This is a genomic window from Litoreibacter roseus, from assembly GCF_009811795.1.
In the GTDB taxonomy this organism is placed as follows: Bacteria; Pseudomonadota; Alphaproteobacteria; order Rhodobacterales; family Rhodobacteraceae; genus Litoreibacter; species Litoreibacter roseus.
The window spans coordinates 730,962-753,505 of record NZ_BLJE01000001.1 but is presented as its reverse complement, the minus strand read 5'-3'; the positions used below and the strand labels follow the sequence as shown (position 1 = coordinate 753,505).

Sequence of the window (22,544 nt, the reverse complement as noted above, 5' to 3'; positions counted from 1 at the left end):
AAAAGCCAAGGGACAGGCATGACATTTCTACAGATCACATCGCTGCTCATCGTTATGGCAGCGGCCTTCGGGGCACTGAATTACTTCTTTCTCAAACTGCCATCCGCCATTGGCATCCTGATCGTGGCGCTTCTGGCATCCGTGGGTGTCATGGGGCTCGACCTGCTTATGCCGGGGCTTGGCATGGCCGATCAGGTTCGAACGGTGGTCACTGGCATCGATTTTTCTGAAGCACTGTTGGAAGGCATGCTCGGGCTTCTGCTGTTCGCGGGCGCGCTGCATGTGAAGCTGTCGGATCTGAAAGACCAATGGCGGCTGGTCGTTCTGATGGCCACCATGGGTGTCGGTCTGTCGACCGCCATTGCAGGCGTCGGGTTCAGTTGGATCACCGGCACGCCGTTGTTGGTGGCCTTGGTGTTCGGCGCACTCATCTCGCCCACCGACCCCGTCGCCGTTCTGGGGGTTTTGCGTGAGGCGAACCTTAAGAAATCCATGGAAACCAAAATCGCGGGCGAAAGCCTGTTTAACGATGGCGTCGGATATGTGGTCTTTCTCGTGCTGGTCGGCATCGCGTTTCCCAGCGGCGACGATCACGGGTCGGGCCTTAGCGGCGCTGTCACCTTGTTCTTTCAGGAAGCCGTCGGCGGCGCGGCCCTTGGATTGGGGCTTGGCTATCTGACCTTCAAGGTGCTCAAGCGTATCAACGATTATTCGCTCGAGGTGCTGATTACGCTGGCCTTGGCCTTTGGTGGATATGAGTTGGCAGTCTACCTGCATGTCTCCGCCCCGATCATGGCAGTTTGTGCGGGTCTCTTGATTGGCGACATCGGCACCCAGCATGCGATGTCAGACAAAACGCAGGACTATGTCCACGCGTTTTGGACCTTGATCGATGAAATCCTGAACGCGGTCCTTTTCCTGATGATCGGGTTCGAGGTGTTTGCCGTCGCGTTCTCGATCGATGCCGTTATCGCGGGCGTTCTGTCCATCGGTCTGGCGCTGTTGGCCCGGCTGGCCGCCGTTGCCGTACCCGTGCTGCTGCTCAAACCATTCCGCGAATTTTCGGCGGGCGTGATTCCGATCATGACTTGGGGCGGCCTCAAAGGCGGAATTTCTGTCGCTTTGGCCCTGTCTTTGCCCGAAAGCGACTGGAAAGCGGGCATCCTCACCGCCACATATGTCGTGGTGATCTTCTCGATCATTGTACAGGGACTGACCGTTGCGCCGCTGGCCAAGCGGCTCGGGCGTGAACCTGAACTGATGTAGAGAGTTAATGAACCGTATCTGAACCGAGCCTTGGAGAACCTAAATGTCACTTATGAAAATGGTCACGAAAGTTGCTGTCGGTTTTGCCGTCGCTAAAGGATTGCAGAAGGTCCAGCAATCGGGCGGCATCGGCAAAATGATGGACGGCCTGAAAGGTGGGGCGGCGCAGGGTCAAGGCACCGCTCAGGTCGGCAGCGCCCAGTCTGGCGGTTTGGGCGGTCTTTTGGGCCAGCTCAGCAGCGGCTCGGGCGGTGGCGCAGCTGCCGGTGGACTGGGTGGCATTGGCGGTCTGCTCGGTGGCCTTGCCGCAGCAAAGAACGGCCAGCCGGCGGGCTCTTCCCTTGAAGAACTTTTGAGCCAAGACAATCCGCCCGAAGAGCCGCCGCAGGAGGAAACTGCCGGCCTAATGATCCGCGCCATGATCATGGCAGCTCGGTCTGATGGAAAGATCGACGCCAACGAGAAGGAAACGCTCATGGCCACGATTGGCGATGACGCGACCGCAGAGGATATGGAGTTCGTGCGCGCGGCGATGCAAGAGGATGTGGACGCCAACAAAATCGCGTCGGAGACACCGAATGGCATGGAAACCCAAGTGTATTCCATGTCCGTCATGGCGATTGAGCCAGACCATCCGGCGGAGGCAAAATATCTCCACGAGTTGGCCACGGCCCTTGGCATCGGCCAAGCAACGGTCAACGAAATACATGACAGCTTCGGGGTTCAGCGGCTCTATAGCTGAATTTCACGCGACACGTGAAAAACCCCGGTCACTCACAATGACCGGGGCTTTTTCATTATGCAGCTTTTGGACCTTTCCCGCGACCTCGGTTATTCGGCTTGCGGCGTCTACGCTGCCCCTGACCGCCGGATTTCTCGCCCTCTGCTTTCGGTGCGCCACCGAACCTACGGCGCCCACCCCCGCCCCGGTTTCCACCACCCCCGCGCTTCGGTTTCGGCTCTTCTTCCTCAACGGACCATGGGCGGCCACCCGCTACTTGGATGGAGATCTTCATCACCTTCTCGATGGCGCGCAACTCGCCCATCTCATCCGGCGCGCAGAAGGCGACAGCTTCGCCATCCTTGCCTGCACGCGCCGTGCGGCCGATGCGGTGCACATAGTTCTCAGCCACGTTCGGTAGGTCGAAGTTGTAAACATACGCCACGTCGGGGATATCGATGCCCCGGGCGGCCACATCGGTGGCGACCAAGATCCGCAGTTTGCCTTCCTTGAAGGCCGCCAGCGCGCGATCCCTTTGGTTCTGCGATTTGTTGCCGTGGATCGAGCCCGCAGCGAAACCAGCATTCGACAGCTGTTTCATCAACCGCTCAGCCCCGTGTTTTGTGCGGGCGAACACCAGGGCCAACTCGTCACGATGTTTGTCGAGATATTCGATCAGCAACCCGGGCTTCTCTGCTTTGGCGATGAAATGCACCGATTGGGTGATCTTGTCGGCGGCTTTGCCGGGAGGCGAGACCTGTACCTTACGCGGATGATCCAGATAGGTCGCGGCCAATTCTTCCATCAGCTTCGGCATCGTGGCCGAAAATAGCAGCGTCTGGCGTTTTTCCGGCAGCAGTTTCGCGATCTGACGCAGGGCATGAATGAAGCCCATATCCAGCATCTGATCGGCCTCATCCAGCACCAGATACTCGGCGTCGCTCAACGTCAGCGCCTTCTGCTCCAACAGGTCAATCAACCGACCGGGTGTTGCGACAAGAATGTCTGTCCCCCGCTCCAACCGCTTCTTCTGAGCGTGCATCGAAAGCCCACCGACGACCATGTTGATCTTCAGATGGCCACCGCCCTGAAACATCACGAGCGCTTCGCAGATCTGTTTTGCCAACTCTCGGGTCGGCGCAAGGATCAGCGCCCGAACCGTCTTGGGGGCAGGTTTTTCACCGATCTTTATCAGTCGGTGAATGATGGGTAGGCCGAAGGCCGCCGTTTTGCCGGTGCCAGTCTGGGCCAGCCCCATCACATCGCGGCCACTCAAGACGATCGGAATCGCCTCATCTTGAATGGGCGTCGGGTCAACAAGGCCATTCTCGGCCAGCTTGTCGGCCAGTTTCTTGGACAGGCCAAGTGCTTCAAACTTATTCAATTCATGTCCTTTCAAGACATGGGGAGCGGCCCCTCATTTGGGGGTCGGTCGCGTTAACGGGCGCAGAGGCGTATCCCCTGCCGGACCCTTTCGCGTGAAAATCGGGAACGTTCGTGATGGCGGTGCAAAGCCCCAAGCGCAGGCCCACGCGGCACGCCGTGCCATCACTATGGCTGGCAGATGCGCCTCTGCCCCTCACAAGTCAAGGGGTTAGCGTAGATGTAGCGACGAATTTTCGGGTGGAGACAAAGTCGTCAATTGCTTAAACCAACCGCCGGAGGGTCTTGTCATGCCAGAAACGATCATCTCACGTTCCGCCGCAAAGGGTCTGCGTATGACAGGCCAACGACGGGTCATCGCTTCGGTGCTGGAGGCGGCCTCGGACCACCCTGATGTGGAAGAATTGCACGCGCGCGCCAGCGAGATCGATCCTGGCATCTCCATCGCGACGGTCTACCGAACCGTGAAACTGTTCGAGGAAGCAGGCCTGCTGGAACGCCACGAGTTTGGCGACGGCCGCGCGCGCTATGAAGATGCAGAGCGCGATCACCACGATCATCTGATCGACATGCAGACAGGTGAGGTGATCGAGTTCGTCGACCCCGAAATTGAAGCACTGCAGGAAAAGATCGCCCAGCGTTTGGGATATCGCCTCAAAGGCCATCGTCTTGAACTTTATGGCGTAAAGGCCGACTGAAACGCCGTTAGCGCCACCTTGCTTGTCACGTCGTGGCAGGCTGCTATACATCCGCCAATCCTCTGCTTGACCCAGCGAAAGGCACCTGCCCCATGTCCACGATCATCGACGTCCACGCCCGCGAAATTCTTGACAGCCGCGGCAATCCAACAGTCGAGGTCGATGTGATCCTCGAAGACGGCACCATGGGCCGCGCGGCCGTACCCTCGGGCGCGTCAACCGGAGCATATGAAGCCGTCGAAAAGCGCGACGGAGACAAGACCCGCTATATGGGGAAAGGCGTGCTGGAGGCGGTCGCCGCTGTGAACGGCGACATCGCCGAGGGCCTGCTGGGCGAGGACGCTATAGATCAGACCGGCGTAGACGCACTGATGATCGAAATGGACGGTACTGATAACAAAAGCCGCCTTGGTGCGAACGCCATCCTCGGCGTGTCGATGGCCGTGGCAAAAGCTGCGGCTGAGTTCACCACGCAACCGCTTTATCGCTATGTCGGCGGCACATCAGCACGCGTTCTGCCGGTTCCGATGATGAACATCATCAATGGTGGTGAGCACGCGGATAACCCCATCGACATTCAGGAATTCATGATCATGCCGGTTGCGGCTGAGACGATCCGCGACGCCGTGCGCATGGGCTCGGAAGTCTTCCACACTTTGAAGAAAGAGCTTTCGGCGGCTGGTCTGAGCACGGGCATCGGCGACGAAGGTGGCTTCGCACCCAACCTGAGCTCCACCCGGGATGCGCTTGATTTCATTCTGAAATCCATCGAGAAGGCGGGCTACAAGCCGGGGGATGATATTCATCTCGCGCTAGATTGCGCCGCGACTGAGTACTTCAAAGACGGGAACTACGTCTTCGCCGGGGAAGACAAGACACTCAGCCCGGAAGAAAACGTCGCTTATCTTGAGGCGCTGGTCAGCGATTATCCGATCATTTCCATCGAGGATGGATGTTCCGAGGACGATTGGGATGGCTGGGTGGCCTTGACCGCCGCGCTTGGTGAGAAAATTCAATTGGTGGGCGACGACCTCTTTGTGACGAACCCTGTGCGGTTGGCAGAAGGTATCGAAAAGAAGGCGGCGAACTCTCTGCTTGTGAAGGTCAATCAAATCGGAACGCTGACAGAGACCCTGAAGGCCGTAGACATGGCGCACCGCGCGCGGATGACTTGTGTGATGTCCCACCGCTCGGGCGAAACAGAAGATGCCACGATCGCCGATCTCGCTGTCGCGACCAATTGCGGCCAGATCAAAACAGGCTCACTGGCGCGGTCTGACCGGCTGGCGAAGTACAATCAACTGATCCGCATCGAAGAAGGCCTTGGCGAGACGGCTGAATATGCCGGCCGCAGCATTTTGAAGGTCTGACACACCGCACAAAAACACGCCGCAAGACGCGAAAAAAATACGCCTCTGCCACCTGATCCCTCAATGATTTCAGGCTGGCGGAGGGTACTGTTGAAGTTCCTGCAAATCGCCTTGCACCCCCCCGTCGCTCATGATTGCATATGCGCCATGATCCACTCCAACGGGGATATTTTACCATGACAAAAAAACTTGCCGTGCTGGGCACAGTGCTGTTGGCAACAACGGCTCTGTCGGCGTCAGCTGAAACTCTGCGATGGGCGCGTGCGGGCGACAGCCTGACACTCGACCCCCATGCGCAAAACGAAGGTCCAACCCACACGTTGGCCCACCAGATCTACGAACCACTTCTGATCCGCGATATGACCGGAAAGTTCGAAGCAGCGCTTGCGACCGATTGGGCCGTGAAGGAAGGCGACCCGAACGTCTGGGTGTTCAATCTGCGCGAAGGTGTCAAATTCCATGATGGCGCTGATTTTACCGCCGAGGACGTTGTGTTCTCGTTTGAGCGGGCAAAGTCCGAGACCTCTGCGATGAAAGAACTTTTGACCTCCATCGTTGAAGTGCGGGCGGTTGATGACACAACGGTCGAATTCGTCACAGACGGGCCGAACCCGATCCTGCCCAACAACTTCACAAACCTGTTCATGATGGACAAAGGCTGGGCCGAAGCAAACAACGTGGTGAACGTTCAGGACATCAACAACGGCGAAACCACATTTGCGGCGACAAATGCCATGGGCACAGGTCCCTACAAGGTGGTCAGCCGTGAGCCGGATGTGAAGACAGTCCTTGAGCAAAACGCCGACTACTGGGGCGCAGGTGACTTCCCCCTGGATGTGACCCGTATCGAATACACCCCGATCCAGAACGCCTCGACCCGCGTCGCTGCGCTTCTGTCAGGCGAGGTGGACTTCATTCAGGACGTTCCGGTTCAGGATTTGGTGCGCGTTGATGGTACAGACGGTTTGACCGTGAAAACCGCCCCTCAAAACCGGGTGATCTTCTTCGGCATGAACTCCGGTGCCGATGATCTGGAACGTGACAATGTCTCGGGCAAGAACCCTTTGGCTGACGCGAAAGTCCGTCAGGCGATGAACATGGCAATCAACCGGGACGCCATCAAAAAAGTCGTGATGCGTGAGCAGTCCCTGCCCGCTGGCATGATCGCACCACCCTTCGTCAACGGCTGGACCGAAGCCCTCGATACAGTTCCGGAAGGCGACATCGCAGCAGCGAAAGCGCTGATGGAAGAAGCCGGCTACGGCGATGGCTTCTCGATCCAACTGGACTGCCCGAATGATCGCTATGTCAACGATGAAGGCATCTGCCAGGCAGCAGTCGGCATGTTTGGTCAGATCGGCATCACCGTGAACCTCGATGCAAAGCCAAAGGCGCAGCACTTCCCGCTGATCACCAACGGTCAAACGGATTTCTATATGCTGGGCTGGGGCGTCCCGACCTATGACAGCGAATACGTCTTCAATTTCTTGGTCCACACCCGGGGTGAAGAGCGCGGGTCCTGGAACGGCACCGGATTTTCCGATGCCGATATCGATGCGAAGATTGTGAGCCTTGCCTCCGAGACGGACCTCGAGGCGCGGGATGCGACGATCGCAGAGATCTGGGACACTGTGCAGTCGGAAACGCTTTATCTGCCGATCCACCACCAGGTGCTGAACTGGGGTATGACCGACGCAGTTGGCATCGAGGTCAGCCCAGAGGATGATCCGAAGTTCAAGTACTTCGAAATGAACTGATATCGTTTGACAAACGGACTAGAAAACCGGGCCCCGCGCCCGGTTTTTTTTGTGGGAGATTTGCTCAGAAGCTAGTTTCTAAAATGTTTGAAATCAGTGCCTGGGCGCTTCCCACTATTCTCGAATGCGTAAAAAGTTGGTTTACTTTCCCGTGCTAGGCCATCGGCATGATACGCCTCTTCACGGACCCACACGCCAAAAATCCTGCGCGAGATACCTCCGACCGGTTCTCGCTGTGGCCGTGCATCGCCGTTCTGATGCTGTCTTTGTTTGTATCCTGCGCGATGGCATTTTCACCGAAGCAAGGGGAAAGTGTTGGTGTCCTGTTTCCGCCATGGTTTGAGACGTCCGAGATGTATGATCGCGTGTCTCAGGCTGGCGGTGCTGTCGTCGCGTTTGGCGGCATCCGTGGAATGTTCATTGCGATTGGCGAAGATGACGGGTTCATCTCGCGGCTCAGGCGGGAGGGCGCGATCCTTGTTCTCGACGGCTCCCTGAGCGCCGTGTTGTGTCGAACAGAAACATGACCACGGAAAGCGCGGACATCTTATGCAAAAACTGACGCAATTCCGACTGAACGGTCGCCCTTGGCTCGCTGGCCTCATGATACTGAACACACTCGCAGCCCTGTGTGCGAGCATTACGACCGATGGCGAGACGCTCAGGATTGGCATCGTTGCGACAATCTTTGCGGCGGTAGGTCTCTATATCTTGCGCGGAATTGAGAGATCCTCAACGAACAGGGCTATCTTCGGCATTATTGCTCAAGCACAGGTCGCAGTTTTCGTCAGCGCGTTGGCGGGGCACCCCTGGCAGGTCGACGCACATATGCATTTCTTCGCGACAATGGGTATCCTGATCCTACTCGTCGATCCCCGCGCAATTATTGCGGGGGCGGCCACCGTCGCACTTCACCATGTCGTCCTGAATTTTGTCCTACCAGAACTGGTTTATCCGGGCGGCGCGGACATTAGCCGGGCTATCATGCATGCGGTCATCCTCTTCATAAGTACCGCGGCCCTTGGTTTTGCGAGCCTCGTTCTAAGCTCGATCACCCTTGAGGCCGAGGCGAACGCGGCCGCGCGCGAAGACATGGTCGACATGCTCAATTCGTCGCTTGGTCACGTTGTGCGGGCAGGCGTTGCAGGTGACTTCTCGTGCCGGGTTGAAGAAAGTTTTGCTGAAAAGCGACTCCAGCGTATTGCCGACGGGATCAACGAACTCATCCAAACCGTAGATACCGGCATCTCGGAAACCAGTCGTGTCATGTCGAACATATCCCACGGCGACCTGACCACAGCCGTGGCCGGGGACTACAAAGGTGCATTTGCGAGCCTGCAGACCGACGTGAATGCCACAATAACCGAACTCCGCCACATCGTTTCCGAGATTGACGCCGCAAGCACCGAGATTTCAAACGAGTCCGCTGAGATTTCCGCAGGCTCGGAACGACTTTCCAGCCAGACGGCCCAACAAGCTGCATCGGTAGAAGAAACCGCGGCGATGATGGTTGACATGGCTGCGTCCGTAAAAGTGAATGTCACCTCCGCAGGTCGCATGGCCCGTCTGGCCTCTGCCACCTCTCAAAAGGCCCAGGCAAGCCAAGAAATCGTAGAAAATGCGACCGGTGCGATGTCGCGACTGACAGAAAGTGCCGGACAAATCTCTCAGATCGTCGCGGTGATCGATCAGATTTCATCGCAGACCAATCTGCTTGCGCTGAATGCCTCCGTTGAGGCCGCCCGCGCGGGCGAAGCCGGTCTTGGCTTCGCTGTCGTGGCCCAAGAGGTCCGGGCGTTGGCGCAACGATCCACAGAGTCGGCCAAGGACATTCGCGAGCTCATTGACCGCAGCTCCAACGAGGTCGCCGACGGGGTTAAGCTCGTAAACAAGGTTGGGGTCGCATTGACGGATATCGTATCGTCAATCGCCGAGGTCGCGGACATGACCGGGCAAATCGCTAAAACCAGCGAGGAACAATCTGGAAGTGTACAGGGCGCGTCATCCACGGTATCGAGCATCGACCAGATCACGCAACAAACGGCGACGTCTGCAGAAGAGTATTCCCAAAAATCGCGGCGGCTACAAACATGCGCAAACAAGCTGCAGGACGTTTTGCAGATTTTCAGGTCTCAACCACAGCAGGCAACTGATACCAACGATGCATCAGCCAGTGGCAAGCTACGTCGAGCATCCTAGCCAGCAAAAGCAGCGATTGCAGCCTCAGCAGATGTTTCGCTGAAATTTAAGGGAATGGTGGGCGATGAGAGGCTCGAACTCCCGACATCTTCGGTGTAAACGAAGCGCTCTACCAACTGAGCTAATCGCCCTTCCGGCGGCGTTCATACCGGAAGACTAGACCGGTTCGCAAGGGGCCAAGTACGCTATTTCAGTATTTTTTGCGCGCCATCTTTGACATGGTGAACCACCCCCTGCCCGCCCGGTAGATCAGCAACGGCGTTATCCTGTAATCCAAGATGCACCGTGCGCAGCATCCTGGACGTTATACCATGGGTCACGATCACAGCTGGGCGCGCCAAATCGTCCAAAAATGCAGTGCAGCGCGCGCGCAATCTGGCGAACCCCTCACCGTTGGGCGCGTTTTTGTAAAGCTCAACCGGCAAGGACTGTGTCATCGGTTGTGGCTCAACCAGCGGTAGGTCTTTTCGCAAGCACCCCTGCCAGTCGCCCACGTCTATCTCGCACAATCTATCGTCTGTGCGTAGCATCTCGACATGCCCCACAAGCGCAATGGCGGCAGTTTGAAAGGCCCGACCCTGAGGGCTGCACCAGACATCGAACCCCGACCAGTCAAAGCCGGCCAGAAGCCTGCCCTGCCGTCGCGCTTGAGCAATTCCCTTTTCTGTGAGCGGTGAATCCAACCGACCCTGCATCCGGCTTTCCGCGTTCCACTCCGTCTCGCCGTGACGAAGCACGTAGATCTCAGGATAATTGGACATCTGCGCGCACCTTCAACATGTAAAGGCGCCCGCGATCAGGGCGCCCTTGGAAAAAACTGGTGGGTGATAAGAGATTTGAACTCCTGACATCTTCGATGTGAACGAAGCGCTCTACCACTGAGCTAATCACCCGAGAGATCGCGTGTACTGCGCCCACACCTGCAACGCAAGCTGCAGACGGTCAGTCTGCTTTCTTGAGTTTGACACGACAGATTGCCAACCGCCCGTTTTGGGTCTCTTTTTGACGGGTAATCTTTATTTTCCCAAGGGGGGCCGCGTTGATGTCATGGCCCTCGCGCAGAGCAGCGCCCAAGACCGCAAGGCTTGCCTCCAATGCGCGGCGGGCTTCGCCTTTTTTCATCCCGCTCGCCGCCATCATTCGATCGACCAGATCGCCCTTGCGCACCTCAATTCCACTGGAGGCGCGATCTGGCGCATTTTGAACCGAGGCCCCTTCCGCTGAGTGGACCGCAACGTTTTTCGTACTCACGACAGTTTTCTTGACCTCGCGGGGCTTAGCCGCCGCTTCAGGTTTCTTTGCCGTCGCCCGCGTCGTAGATCGACGTGGAGCTGCTTTCGCAGCGGTCTTTTTTGGTGTTTGGGCCATCGGGTGCTCTCCTCCTCAAATTGGAGCACGCTAGCAAAGGCCGTGCAGTCGAGCCAGTTGTTTATCAGCCAGCGATCAAGATACCAACAGGCGCGAATAGCGCAGAAGACCAAAGCGTGTGAGATCGCGGTGCAGCGTAGACCAGAGCGGGCCCCAGCTGACGGTGTCCAACCCAACCGCTTCCCGCAACTGCCCCAGTGTCTTGTGGCCGGTGATGCCTGCAAGGATCGGCGCTGCGGATGCAGGCACGGGAAGAACCGTTCGCGCACCGCTCAACGCTATGGAAAGTGCGCCCTTCGCTGCCACCATTTTTGCGAGGTTGAGGCCGGACGCACCGCGCAGATGTGGTACATCGGCTGCATCAAGCCCCTGCGCAACCCGGCCCTCTGCCAAGCCTGCATGGGTGGCATAAAGCGCATGCGATCTGATTGTACCATCCAATTTCTCCGCCAGCGCCATCGCAGCGACCGGGGATATGTCCTCAAGGTCTTCAGGGAAAAACCGGGCGAGATCGTACAGATGTGCTTGCGGCAATCCCGTCGCGGCCAGTCCCGCTGCCGTCAATGCTTCCATCAGCTGATCCATTGCAAAAGGCTGGTCTGGACCTTTGAGCAACAGATCATAGAAGCCCGCATCCGTGGCAATCTGAGCCCGAAGATGCGGATTACTCAGGACGGCATGGCGTTGAGGAATACGGGCGAAAACCGCCCGCGCGGCGGCAAGACGCTTCACGGGGTCGCCTTGCGGGATAGTCTCGGCGAAGGCCTTCTGAAGGGCTAAAACCCCCTCGCGCCCGAACGGCGCAGCGACCGAAAGTCCAATTCCCCCACCGGATGCCAAAGCCCCTGCGAGGGCGTCTATGCCAGCCTGCGGATCGGCAAGGTGGTGCAAAACGCCGGCGCAATCGATGTAGTCGAAAAGATCGAACCGCGCGGCGTCAAGAAGGGACCCTGTTTCAAACCGGACCCCCGTCAGCCCGCGCGCTGCGGCACGCGCCTCCGCGATCGCGCGGGCGTTGATCGCGGTATCAAGATAGATGATCTCATAGGGTTTTCCCGCCGTTGTAAGCACTTGCGCCATCTGGATCAGTGCGTCCCCGGTGCCGCCACCGGCGACCAAAATGCGGACACCCTGTGACCAGTCCCGGCGCCCTTTAAAGAGGAAGTGGTCAACCTCAAGCGGATGGGACGGCGACGTAACCTGCAAACGCGCGGGTTCATCTGCCGGATCACGGTCCGGGAATGGTAGCGGCTCATGGGCATCTTGGTCAGTCAAGGGGTCATCTCGCCCGCGGGCATCTCAATCGGATGGCGCAAAAGACCGGCGGTCTGGTCAGGGCTAAGGTCCGCCTCCCGCACCAGATATGTATGTATCGAGAACACGACAGCACCGGTTTCCGGCAACCGGAGGATTGTCTGGCGCTCAGACCGAATATAGGTCCCCGCGCTTCGGTCTGTGTCGGAGCCACGCCGAGGATGGTAGAGGTCAGGGTCGCGATACCGCAGCGCATTGGCCCGCATCAAGGGTTGCCCCGCCCGCGCCGCGTGAAACAGTCGCTCAACCCGTCGCGCGATGTTGTCGTCGTATTCCTCAACCGGCGTGTGGATCTCCGTTAGTCCATGTCCGAATTTTTGGTCCAGCGCCCAACTGGCAGGGAAACACAGCAACGCGCCCCGCAGCACGTGACGGTCCCCTTCTTTTTGCAGGATGAGAAAGTCTTCCTGAACCAATTGCGACAGGGTCCAAAGCGGGCGCGCGTTATCGAGTTGGACACTCACACCGTCGGGGCGGAGGACTGACCCATCCCCAACAAACTCAAAACCCAGGCGTGGGATGTGCGTCAGAACCATTCCCAACAGTTCGCAGGCGGCGTCGCGACACGCTGGATCGCAGCGCAACACCTGTTGTCCTTTGCCGGAAACAAGCCGCGCCCGGTATGTCATTTGCGCGGAATACGCATCATCAACCTGAAGCCATTCTTCCAGCGACACGGGCTGAACCCCGGGCAACCGGCGCGACACAGCCTGCATCCACGGCGCGAAAGGTAAGGATTTCTGACAGATGGCGGTATTCATGCTCTTAAATCGACATGCGGAGTGACGTATTTTGCCTAGCATGGGCAGAAACCGGCTTCCATCTTTACCTCAGGGAGGATGACAGCATGAACCTGCATCATCGCGATGACCGAAAGATCGACCCAAATGCGGGCGATCATCTCGGCGACGGAAACCTCAACCGCAATGACCGCATGGAAATCGGGCCCACAATGCTGGCCTACGAGGAATGGGCGGACGCAGGGCTGGAACTGCCCGATCTTTTGCGGATGCGGACCTTTCGCTGGACCCGACTGATAGATCAGATCACGGCGCGGGACTATGGTGGCCTTTTGATGTTCGATCCACTGAACATCCGCTACGCGACCGACAGCACAAATATGCAGCTTTGGAACACACACAACCCATTTCGCGCAGTGCTGTTGTGTGCGGATGGCTACATGGTGATCTGGGACTACAAGAACTCGCCGTTTCTGAGCGAATTCAATCCTTTGGTCCGCGAACAGAGATCCGGCGCCTCGATGTATTACTTCGCGACCGGTGACAAGTCAGAGGCGGCCGCCAGCACCTTCGCGGCCGAGGTTGCCGATGTTCTAAGCGCGCATGCCGGACATAACAGGCGTCTCGCCGTCGACAAGATCATGGTCCATGGCTTGCGAGCACTCGAAAACCTCGGCCTTGAGGTGATGGACGGTGAGGCCGTGACGGAACGCGCACGGTCTGTGAAGGGACCAGATGAGATCCGCGCAATGCGCTGCGCCTCCCACGCGTGCGAAGCGTCTATCTCTGCAATGGAAGACTTCGCGCGAACTCATATGGGCGACGGCGTCACGACCGAAGATGATATCTGGGCGGTGCTCCATGCCGACAATATCAAGCGCGGCGGAGAATGGATCGAAACCCGGTTGCTGACCTCCGGTCCCCGCACCAATCCATGGTTTCAGGAATGTGGTCCACGTATTACGCAAGCGAATGAAATTCTGGCCTTCGATACAGATCTCGTCGGCGCATATGGGATCTGCGTCGATATCTCCCGCACGTGGTGGATCGGCGACCGACCGCCGCGGCCTGATATGATTGAGGCCTATAAGACTGCGGTAGAGCATATTGAGACCAACATGCAGATGCTGCGACCCGGTGTGCGGTTTGAAGATCTCAGTCGAAACACGCATGTCTTGCCGGATAAATATCAAGCTCAGAAGTATGGTTGTCTTATGCACGGCGTCGGTCTGTGTGATGAATGGCCCATAATCGCCTATCCGGATCACATGGTGCCCGGTGCATTTGACACGGTTGCAGAGCCCGGCATGGTACTCTGCGTCGAAGCGTTGGTTGGCGAAGTTGGGGGTGACTTTTCGATCAAGCTGGAAGATCAGGTGTTGATTACTGAAGACGGTTACGAGAACCTGACCCGGTATCCCCATGATTTTCAGCTTACGAAAGATTTCTGATCAGACATTTCATCTACCTGAGCCATCCGGAAGTCGTGATTGATGACGATGTTCCGGCCCCGGATTGGCCGCTATCAGACATGGGCCAGCACCGCATGGTATCGCTGTCCCGGGCCCCCTGGCTGAATTACGTTGGGCATATCTACACCAGCACCGAACGGAAGGCGCAAATGGCCGGCGACATTCTGTGCGAACGGTTGGGCATCGAGTCAACGGCCCGCGCAGACATGGGCGAAAATGATCGCAGCGCCACCGGATTTCTACCCGGCGCTGAGTTCGAGGCAATGGCCGATGCGTTTTTCGCAGAGCCGGATATGTCCGTCAGAGGATGGGAACGGGCAGTGGATGCGCAAGACCGCATCGTTAAAGCTGCCGTAGACGTCATCGCAAAAGCGCCCAAGGGCGACATTCTTTGCATCGGCCATGGCGCGGTCGGAACGCTGCTTTATTGCCATTATGCCGAGCTTCCGATCAGTCGCGTCTACGACCAGAAGCGCGGCGGTTGCATCTGGCAGATGACCCTGCCCGATATGAAAGTCAGACATGGATGGCGCATGGCGGAAGAGATGACAGCGATCAGCACGCTATGAGTGCGGTTCGGGATCAGGCGGGTGCGCTAAGCTCGGCTGCGATATCCTTGGTTTGCTCGTAGAGCTTGCGAAATAGGGCGTATTGCTTGTCGTAAATTGGATAGTGCGCTGCGTGCACGTCTTGGACAGCGGGGTTCCATTGGCTCAGATCCGACCGCTGAACTGCGCCGATGGCCAAAGCCGCAAGAAATGCGTCCCCGTAGCTTGCACCGGTTGTCACTTGGCACACTGTCTGGTCAATCCCGGTGACATCTGAGGTTGATTGGAGCCAAAGCGTGTTCTTCGTCCCGCCACCCACAGCCAGCAGTCGCGTCGCCTGCTGCCCTAGATCAGCAAACGTTTCGGTTACGTGCCGCGTGCCGTAAGCGATACCTTCGATCACCGCCCGGTACATATCCCCGCGCGTATGGGTCAGATTTAGTCCAAAGACTGCGCCTTTGGCATGCGTGTCGTGGATTGGCGTCCGTTCTCCTGAGAAATAGGGGAGGAATAGTAGACCGTTTGCGCCCGGTTTCGAGGCGCCTGCTTCAGCGGCAAGCAGCGGGAACGCCTCTGCCGCATCAAGGTCGCGCGCTATCTGGTCCCGGAACCAGTGGGTCAGCGTCCCACTTGTCGCAAGGCCTGCCATGGCCGCGAATTCTCCCCGAAAGAGCCATGGCGCGGACCAGAGTCGCGCGTCACTCACGTGCTGCGCGGTTCTGAGGATCATGAAAATGGTCGAGCCATACATCATCATCATATCGCCCGGTTGATCGACGCCGACCGACAGCGCCTCTGCCGCCGCATCTATAGTTCCGGCGGTAACAGGCGTTCCTTCGGCGAGACCGGTTGCCTGCGCCGCTTGCGCGGTGATGTGCCCGGCAATTTCATCAGACCACATCAAGTGGGGCAGCTTTTCCAGGTCGATAATGTCGTCAGCAAGATCATCGGTCCAGTTCTGCGCCGCAATATCGTAAAGCGGCGTGAAGTTTGCGGCCGTGTAGTGATCGATGACGTTCTGGTCGGTCAGACGTCGAACCAGAAAGCTGGTTGAGGTAAAGATTTGTGCCGTCTTCCTGTAAATATCTGGCCGCTGCCGCTTGAGCCATAGGATCTTCGGACCGACTGATTGCGATGTCAGGGCGTTGCCGCAGCGCTTCACCAAGACGTCCTCGCCGATCCGATCAGTCAGATCCCGAACCTCGACCTCGGCACGACCGTCGACGCCATAGAGCACGGCGTTCATCAGCGGCGCGCCTTCATCGTCGACGGGCAGCATACATGGTCCGATCGCGCTACATCCGACGGCTTTTATGTTCTGCGGATCGACATCACTTTCGGATAGCAACGCCTTGCAAACGTGGACAAAATCTTCCCACCAATCTTCCTCTGGTCTGTGTTCGGCCCAGCCCGGTTGCGGGACCAGCATCTTATGACCGCGCGCCGCCTGAGCGACAACGCGACCCTCGTGATCGACAAGAACGCCCTTGGTCTCATATGTGCCGATATCAATCCCGAGTGTATAGCTCACGCCTGCCCCTCATCCCTGTTTAGCGAAAAATCCGGGCCAATCCGAGACACGCCTTCACCAAGCAGCATCACAAGCGCGTCCAGATCGCGCAGATCGCACACCTCAAGACTGGAGTGGGAAAACCGCATCGGAAACCCCAGATCAATGCTCGCAACACCGGCGCCAACATGCTGAACATAGGACAGATCCGTCAACACACCCGTTTGCGCGCTGCGTTGAAGCGTCAATCCCTGCGCTTCAGCACTAGCCTCGAAAAGTCGGACCAAGGCAGGATGCGGCAGGACACCGTTCAAAGTGCCGCGCCCATGAAAGGAATAGAGGCTCATCCCCGGCCCTGCCCCAAGGTACATGTCACCCAACTCTTTGCTGTCTGGCGTATCGCTCGCCAACATCAGGTCGATTTGAATAGCGATGTCAGGTTTCAGATCCTGGGCCAAGGGCAACGCGCCTCGCAGGTTGAATTCTTCCTGAACCGTGAACGCCAGATGCACCGTCGGACCACTTTTTCGTGCAGCAAGATCAGCGGCAAGACCAAGCAAAACGGCGCATCCTGCACGATCATCCACGCTGGTGCCTGCAACACGGTGCGGCCCCAATGCAAAGCTCTGAGGGCGATAGACAACCGGGGTCCCGATCTGGATTCCGGCTTCCGCGACCTCCTCTGCGGACGCAAAGCCCGCGTCGACATAGAGTTCTCGGTATGGGACAACATGATACTTCTCGCCCGGCGGGGTCGCGTGATGGCTCTTGTTCGCGATGACCCCCGGCACATCGCGTCCTTGCCCGACGCAAATCAGCACAGCCTGCGATGCAAGCGCCCGTTCCGGAACGCCGCCCAAACGCTCCAACCGCAGAAAACCGTCCGGCTCTACCTTTCGAACGACAAACCCCAGTTGATCCATGTGCGTGAACAGCATCACCGATGGAGCACCCGGATCACCCTCAAAGGTGGCGACCAGGTTGCCAAGCCGATCGCTTCGGCTCTCAACACATAGATCAGCGAGCGTCTTGGAAATTGCCTGTCGCACGCGATCTTCATTTCCGGACAGCCCCGGGATCTGCATCAGCAACATAAGCAGATCGCGCATCATCGCAGCGTCCTCACGCGGTCCATGAACGCCTGCGCACGGTCGGGGTCGACTGCGTTCCACGTATCCCCGTCGACCTTGAGGGCTGAGCCAATGATACAGCCATCTGCGACGGCCAAAACATCCGCAACGCTATCATGGGTAACGCCTGTATTTGCCAGAACCGGCGTGTGCGGCAAGACGGCTTTGACAGCTTCCAAATCGGACAGCGTGGCTGCCTCGCCGGTGATTTGACCCGAGACCAGAACGGCGTCGGGAATAGATGAAAAGACTGTACTGCGTGCCCGATCCGGTAAAGAACGGGCGTCCAACGAATGCGCAAACTCAGCCGATACGTTGTAAAGCATCGCCATATCAGCCCGCCCCAAACGATTGCGATAGCGCATCGCTGCACCCGCATCGGGCGTCCATGCACCCATGTCAGATGCGTACTGCCCGGTGAATATCTCACGCACAAACTGCGCGCCTGTGGTGGCCCCCAGAGCGACAGTGGCCATCGGATCCCACAGAACATTCACTCCGAATGGCACGTCAATCACTGATTTGAGTTGCCCGATCACGTAAGCCATCGCGGCGGTCGAGGCGGTATCCACCTTGAACTGGTACGGGCGGTCATTTTCGTTACCGAACATAACCGCGTCGAAACCTGCGCCCTGCAGTGCGGTGAGATCAGCCCGGGCATCTGCAACAAGCCGCTCCAAACCACCGGCTTGATCATAGAGCGGCGCACCGGGCAATGCACCAAGATGAACCATGCCGATCACAGGTTTAGATGTGCTGAGTATTTCTTTGAACTGGTTGCGCATCAATCCCCCCGATCTGAACCCTAAGACGCCAAACCCTGTTTACGCAAAGGGAAACTCCGTTATCGTGTTTGGGCAGATAAATGGGGGGGGGGGAAATCCATGGGGTTGAAGACACGGACATGGGACCGACGGGGCACCGGCGGGCTGACGTTCACGGAACTTGGGTTCGGTACAGCGCCATTGGGTAACCTCTATAAAGCGATCAGTGATGAAGAGGCTCGCGCGACGCTGGACGCCGCATGGGCGGGGGGCGTTCGATATTATGACACCGCGCCCCTCTACGGTTTGGGATTGGCGGAAACACGGCTGAATTCATTTCTCCGAGATAAGCCGCGCGATGACTACGTTCTGTCCTCGAAGGTCGGTCGACTGATGCAACCTTGCCCCCCTGACGAGCGAAGCGGATTCGGCAAATGGTTTGAGGTGCCGCCCCGCCAGGAAGTGTTCGACTATAGCTATGACGGCGTTATGCGATCGGTCGAGTTTTCACTGGCGAGGCTTGGCGTGCACCGGATCGACATCCTCTACGTTCACGATCTCTGCGTTTTCACACACGGGTCGCAGGGGGCGTCAGATGCAAGAGTCGCCGAGTTCTTCGATAAGGGTGGCTATGACGCGATGATCAAACTGCGCGACGAAGGCACAGTCGCGGGCATAGGCGGTGGCATCAATGAATGGGAGGTTTGCCAGACCTTGGCCGAGCGCGGTGATTTCGACCTCTTCCTTCTGGCCGGGCGTTATACCCTTCTGGAACAAGGCGCGCTGGACAGTTTTTTACCACTCTGCCACGCGCGCGGGATCGGGATTGTCACGGGCGGCCCTTACAATTCGGGTATTCTCGCGACCGGCGCTGTCGAGGGCGCCTATTACAACTACGACCCGGCGCCGCCCGAGATTATGAACCGGGTGGCCCGGATTGAGGCGATTTGTGCAGATCACGATGTCGATATGATCGACGCTGCATTTCAGTTCCCGCTGCTGCATCCGACAACCGTCTCGGTCATTCCGGGCGGTCAGGGCGTTCAGGAGATGGAAAGCAATCTCAAAGCCGCCAACGCAGAAATTCCTGCCGCACTCTGGGATGATCTCAAGACCCAAGGTTTCATGCGGGAGGACGCACCGACATGATCCGGATCGACGCCCATCAGCACTACTGGAACCCGGCACGCGGCGACTATGACTGGATGCCGAAGGAAAATTCGACGCTCAACCGACCCTACGGACCTGACGACCTCGCCCCTGCGCTTGGCAAGCACGGTATTGATGGAACGGTTGTCGTTCAAGCGGCCGCCACCGTGGAGGAAACCGAGTACATGCTGGGCCTTGCGGACGCGACCCCCAGTATTCTGGGCGTTGTGGGCTGGATCGATTTCGAGAACAGAGATCATCGCCGCCATCTGGAACGCCTGTCCCAGCATCCGAAGTTCCTGGGCGTTCGACCGATGATCCAAGACATTCCAGATGTGGACTGGATGCTGCGAGATGATGTCCAATGGGCGTATGATGCCCTGATTGATCTGGACCTCACCTTCGACGCTCTTGGTTTTCCCCGGCACCTCGCGAATTTTCTGACAATTGCCATCCGGTATCCAAAACTGCGCATCGTCTACGACCACTGCATGAAACCGCAAATCAGGGATCAAATGGCTGGGCTGGACGCGATGACGGACTGGGCCGCAGGCATTACCCGCCTTGCGAACGAAACCTCCGGTGTTTGTAAGTTTTCAGCGCTTGTTACCGAGGCGGATGACGGGTGGAGCTCTGAAGACATCCAGCCGTTCGCCGCCCATGTGATCGACGCTTTTGGTGCGGATCGGATCATGTGGGGCTCGGACTGGCCGGTGTGTCGATTGCAGGCCGAATACGATGACTGGCGCGGGATGGCCGAAGATTTCGTGAGCCATCTTTCCGCCGAGGATCAGGCTCAAATCTTTGGTGGCACTGCGGCGCGGTTTTACGGGCTGACCTAAGTCGCAGCGGCCAGCGCGGTCAGTTCTTCGCGGAAGGCTTTTTGGGTTTCACGGTTTTCCTTGGCGTAGATGGTGAACTGTGCCGTTGCGCGCAATCGAACCGGCGGCGGTGGAAGGCCTGCCTCCACATCCGCACGGCGTTGCCGTTTCACCACGCGAGTTATGGAAATCGAGTTTATAATGCAGGTGCCGTGACGGGTTCTGATACTTTCGCAGATTGCCAAGGCCTGATCCATGAAGCCCCGGCGCGCTTCGGCCGAATTTAATGGAAGTTCATCGTCGCTCACGTTCTCACCCAGTCTTGTGCTGGCAGTCACCAGACCACCGCCGGGCATCTTTTCCGGCGTCCCCAAGTCATAGGACGGCGCATATGACAGGCGAGCCGAGATTGTGTATGAGCCGTCACGCGCAGCATTGGCAGACGCCTCGCTAACCGCGCATTTAGTGCCTAGCTTGGCGAGCACGTCCTCGCAATGTCCGATCAAATGCCGCGCGGCGCGCGCCTCCGCGTAGAGTGGCGCAAACGCCGGGTCTGGACTAGCCTCACCGGGTGTCAGCAAGTCTTCCACCGCAACGCTGTCGCTGACATAAACCGAACGCCGCCAGTTCACAGCGGTCTGATCGAATTCTGCACGCACCCGCGCATTGTCGCGGATCCACTGAAAGGGCGATACCGGCATTTTTCCGACAGGTTTCGGGGCTTCCCCTGCCAACGCCGCTTCGTTTGCACGGGTGGCATCTATGGCCCACATGGAGGTCTTGATACCCCAGACGTTGAGCAACAATAGGGGTGAGGCCAGCAAAAGCCCCACAGCAAAAACGGCGAGCTTCCACTTGATCACTGAGACAGAACCTCCATCACCGGGCCTAGGATCTGATCAGGATCGCCGCCTATCGCAGCGTTTATGACCTCGTCATGGATGCGCGTGGTCGCGGCGGCACGTGCATCCGCTGGTCCGAAGAACAAATAGTCGTAAGCCGACATCACGATGTCACGGCTCTGCAGACTTTCATATGTCAGGCGCGTTTCGGGCATCGGGCCAATCAGGATATGGCTCGCTTCCTTCGCGGTGATCAGGTTGTGATCAGCGCTATATCCGATAGCGGACGTCATCCAGCGATCATAGGCTGCGTGGCCTGTGGTGTAGCTGTGGACCTGATTTTCGTAGAGCAGGTTATTTTTGACCGCTTTCTTCACATTGCCCCAATGGGCCTGCGGTTCGCGCCACGGCCGGATCATACACTCCCGATCACGATCATCCGCGCCAAAACTATGGCCCCCAACAAAGTCGCCGACGCGCAGGGCTTCGAAGGTCGTTTTCTCCTGAGCACCTGCAAACCCAGATGCCTCAGCGCCGATCATGGCGACATGGGCCAGAGTGACGCCATCGGCCAGATGCACATTCCAGATCACGCCGGGGCCAATGGTTTGAAAGATCACGTATTGGGGTGCAGACGTGTCTGTGATGAATACATCTACGGCCCGCACCTCCCCTTTGATCTCGGTGTCTGCGTTGTACTCTCGCTGTTTCCGGGTGACGGATTTCAGTCGGTCGCCCAGAACATCTGCCAGCGCCGCTTTGCTGAAGGCCTGCAGTTGAGTCTCCATCCCCGCAGAGGCCAAGCGCACATTGACAACATTTTCACCGGCCCGCGGGCTGCGCAGGGTACACTCCGTATTGAACTCGAAAGGAATCACGTTGCCGGGCTCATGGGCTGGGGTGGTTCTGACAAATCCGCGTGCCAGCTCAATCGCACGGATATCGCGATTATCCCGCGTGGCGACAGCGGGCGATTTTAAGATTGTGCCCTGGTCGGTCTGGACCCGCAAACTGGCAGCGTCCGGCCAAGGCCGCTGAGGTGGTCCGGTTTCGCGCTGTGATTGTGAAAAAAAAGCAGCCTCGCCGTTTAAGACGCCCGAAAAACCACCATCGAGAAGTCCGCGCGCTTCTTCCAACACAAGTTCTGTCAGGCTCATGCCAGCCAGATTTTCCCCCTCGCTGGCACGGCTGATCGCCCGATCGGCAATGACATAGGTGCCGGCACCGCCAATCAGAAGCAGAATGACAAACATAAAAGATAAGACGCCAAACACCCCAAAGCCGCGACGACGCGGCGCACGGCTTGGCAACGGCTCGGGCCTGCGCCCGGATACGACCGGATTCTGTGCCACGCCATATTCTTCATCAAAGCGCGCGCGTGACGCCGCCTGAATACGCTCAAGTCTCGCTTGAAAATCGTCTTGCCTGTTGCCCATCACCCCGGTCCACAATGTAAATTCATTGGAAACTTGAATGATTCTGGCGTTCGAAC

General features: G+C 58.0%; 21 protein-coding genes and 2 tRNA genes. 11 read left to right on the top strand and 12 right to left on the bottom strand.

Annotated features, from left to right (window positions below; translation table 11 throughout):
* The first annotated feature begins 18 nt into the window (after window positions 1–18).
* Window positions 19–1,266, top strand: a complete 1,248-nt coding sequence (locus KIN_RS03790) for a cation:proton antiporter (RefSeq protein WP_159804605.1) — start codon at window positions 19–21, stop codon at window positions 1,264–1,266.
* A gap of 43 nt (window positions 1,267–1,309) precedes the next feature.
* Window positions 1,310–2,008 carry a tellurite resistance TerB family protein gene (locus KIN_RS03785; protein ID WP_159804604.1) on the top strand — a complete coding sequence of 233 codons (699 nt, stop codon included), beginning with the start codon at window positions 1,310–1,312 and terminating at the stop codon, window positions 2,006–2,008.
* A 55-nt stretch (window positions 2,009–2,063) separates the two neighbouring features.
* On the opposite strand, the gene KIN_RS03780 is transcribed toward KIN_RS03785, so the two are convergent.
* Entirely contained in the window at window positions 2,064–3,371 is a 1,308-nt protein-coding gene (locus tag KIN_RS03780) for a DEAD/DEAH box helicase (RefSeq protein ID WP_159804603.1), read from the bottom strand.
* Between the two features lie 289 nt (window positions 3,372–3,660).
* Between KIN_RS03780 and KIN_RS03775 the strand changes: the two genes are divergently transcribed.
* The 5 genes from KIN_RS03775 (at window position 3,661) to KIN_RS03755 (ending at window position 9,394) form a co-directional block, all read left to right on the top strand.
* A complete protein-coding gene (locus KIN_RS03775) occupies window positions 3,661–4,068 on the top strand; it encodes a Fur family transcriptional regulator (RefSeq protein WP_159804602.1) in 408 nt (135 codons plus the stop codon).
* 92 nt (window positions 4,069–4,160) lie between these two features.
* Window positions 4,161–5,438 carry a phosphopyruvate hydratase gene (eno, locus tag KIN_RS03770; protein WP_159804601.1) on the top strand — a complete coding sequence of 426 codons (1,278 nt, stop codon included), beginning with the start codon at window positions 4,161–4,163 and terminating at the stop codon, window positions 5,436–5,438.
* Between the two features lie 176 nt (window positions 5,439–5,614).
* Window positions 5,615–7,195 (top strand): ABC transporter substrate-binding protein, encoded by a 1,581-nt coding sequence (locus tag KIN_RS03765; RefSeq protein WP_159804600.1) that lies wholly within the window; start codon window positions 5,615–5,617, stop codon window positions 7,193–7,195.
* Between the two features lie 167 nt (window positions 7,196–7,362).
* Window positions 7,363–7,722 carry a hypothetical protein gene (locus KIN_RS03760; RefSeq protein ID WP_159804599.1) on the top strand — a complete coding sequence of 120 codons (360 nt, stop codon included), beginning with the start codon at window positions 7,363–7,365 and terminating at the stop codon, window positions 7,720–7,722.
* A gap of 22 nt (window positions 7,723–7,744) precedes the next feature.
* A complete protein-coding gene (locus tag KIN_RS03755; RefSeq protein ID WP_159804598.1) occupies window positions 7,745–9,394 on the top strand; it encodes a methyl-accepting chemotaxis protein in 1,650 nt (549 codons plus the stop codon).
* Between the two features lie 55 nt (window positions 9,395–9,449).
* On the opposite strand, the gene KIN_RS03750 is transcribed toward KIN_RS03755, so the two are convergent.
* The 6 genes from KIN_RS03750 to KIN_RS03725 all read right to left on the bottom strand — a co-directional run bounded on the left by KIN_RS03750 (window position 9,450) and on the right by KIN_RS03725 (window position 12,837).
* Window positions 9,450–9,525, bottom strand: a tRNA-Val gene (locus KIN_RS03750).
* A gap of 54 nt (window positions 9,526–9,579) precedes the next feature.
* Window positions 9,580–10,155 (bottom strand): histidine phosphatase family protein, encoded by a 576-nt coding sequence (locus tag KIN_RS03745; protein ID WP_159804597.1) that lies wholly within the window; start codon window positions 10,153–10,155, stop codon window positions 9,580–9,582.
* A 57-nt stretch (window positions 10,156–10,212) separates the two neighbouring features.
* Window positions 10,213–10,287: transfer RNA gene (locus tag KIN_RS03740), tRNA-Val, on the bottom strand.
* A gap of 49 nt (window positions 10,288–10,336) precedes the next feature.
* The gene (locus tag KIN_RS03735) at window positions 10,337–10,762 is read right to left on the bottom strand and encodes an HU family DNA-binding protein (RefSeq protein ID WP_159804596.1); all 426 of its coding nucleotides are present in this window, start codon (window positions 10,760–10,762) and stop codon (window positions 10,337–10,339) included.
* 75 nt (window positions 10,763–10,837) lie between these two features.
* Window positions 10,838–12,037, bottom strand: a complete 1,200-nt coding sequence (locus tag KIN_RS03730; RefSeq protein ID WP_159804595.1) for a class I SAM-dependent methyltransferase — start codon at window positions 12,035–12,037, stop codon at window positions 10,838–10,840.
* The gene (locus KIN_RS03725) at window positions 12,034–12,837 is read right to left on the bottom strand and encodes a heme-dependent oxidative N-demethylase family protein (RefSeq protein WP_159804594.1); all 804 of its coding nucleotides are present in this window, start codon (window positions 12,835–12,837) and stop codon (window positions 12,034–12,036) included. The genes KIN_RS03730 and KIN_RS03725 overlap by 4 nt, the downstream gene beginning before the upstream one ends.
* Window positions 12,838–12,923: 86 nt before the next feature.
* Here KIN_RS03725 and dddP point away from each other — a divergent pair, with 86 nt between their 5' ends.
* Both dddP and KIN_RS03715 read left to right on the top strand, forming a co-directional pair.
* Window positions 12,924–14,267 carry a dimethylsulfonioproprionate lyase DddP gene (dddP, locus tag KIN_RS03720; RefSeq protein ID WP_159804593.1) on the top strand — a complete coding sequence of 448 codons (1,344 nt, stop codon included), beginning with the start codon at window positions 12,924–12,926 and terminating at the stop codon, window positions 14,265–14,267.
* A gap of 35 nt (window positions 14,268–14,302) precedes the next feature.
* Window positions 14,303–14,857, top strand: a complete 555-nt coding sequence (locus KIN_RS03715) for a histidine phosphatase family protein (RefSeq protein ID WP_207710108.1) — start codon at window positions 14,303–14,305, stop codon at window positions 14,855–14,857.
* 13 nt (window positions 14,858–14,870) lie between these two features.
* On the opposite strand, the gene KIN_RS03710 is transcribed toward KIN_RS03715, so the two are convergent.
* The 3 genes from KIN_RS03710 to KIN_RS03700 are packed head-to-tail and all read right to left on the bottom strand — an operon-like array spanning window position 14,871 to window position 18,261.
* Window positions 14,871–16,367, bottom strand: coding sequence for an FGGY-family carbohydrate kinase (locus KIN_RS03710; protein ID WP_159804592.1), 1,497 nt, complete (start codon window positions 16,365–16,367; stop codon window positions 14,871–14,873).
* Window positions 16,364–17,458, bottom strand: coding sequence for a M20/M25/M40 family metallo-hydrolase (locus KIN_RS03705; RefSeq protein WP_159804591.1), 1,095 nt, complete (start codon window positions 17,456–17,458; stop codon window positions 16,364–16,366). Before KIN_RS03705 ends, KIN_RS03710 begins: the two co-directional genes overlap by 4 nt.
* Window positions 17,455–18,261 carry a BtpA/SgcQ family protein gene (locus KIN_RS03700; protein ID WP_159804590.1) on the bottom strand — a complete coding sequence of 269 codons (807 nt, stop codon included), beginning with the start codon at window positions 18,259–18,261 and terminating at the stop codon, window positions 17,455–17,457. Before KIN_RS03700 ends, KIN_RS03705 begins: the two co-directional genes overlap by 4 nt.
* 99 nt (window positions 18,262–18,360) lie before the next feature.
* Between KIN_RS03700 and KIN_RS03695 the strand changes: the two genes are divergently transcribed.
* Complete coding sequence (locus tag KIN_RS03695) at window positions 18,361–19,389, top strand: aldo/keto reductase (RefSeq protein WP_159804589.1); 1,029 nt, start codon at window positions 18,361–18,363, stop codon at window positions 19,387–19,389.
* Window positions 19,386–20,231: an amidohydrolase family protein gene (locus tag KIN_RS03690; protein ID WP_159804588.1), complete on the top strand. Its 846-nt coding sequence runs from the start codon at window positions 19,386–19,388 to the stop codon at window positions 20,229–20,231. The genes KIN_RS03695 and KIN_RS03690 overlap by 4 nt, the downstream gene beginning before the upstream one ends.
* On the opposite strand, the gene KIN_RS03685 is transcribed toward KIN_RS03690, so the two are convergent.
* Together KIN_RS03685 and KIN_RS03680 are read right to left on the bottom strand one after the other, a co-directional pair.
* Window positions 20,228–21,073 (bottom strand): hypothetical protein, encoded by an 846-nt coding sequence (locus KIN_RS03685; RefSeq protein ID WP_159804587.1) that lies wholly within the window; start codon window positions 21,071–21,073, stop codon window positions 20,228–20,230. The genes KIN_RS03690 and KIN_RS03685 overlap by 4 nt on opposite strands.
* Window positions 21,070–22,488: a hypothetical protein gene (locus KIN_RS03680; RefSeq protein WP_159804586.1), complete on the bottom strand. Its 1,419-nt coding sequence runs from the start codon at window positions 22,486–22,488 to the stop codon at window positions 21,070–21,072. Before KIN_RS03680 ends, KIN_RS03685 begins: the two co-directional genes overlap by 4 nt.
* Window positions 22,489–22,544 lie beyond the last annotated feature (56 nt).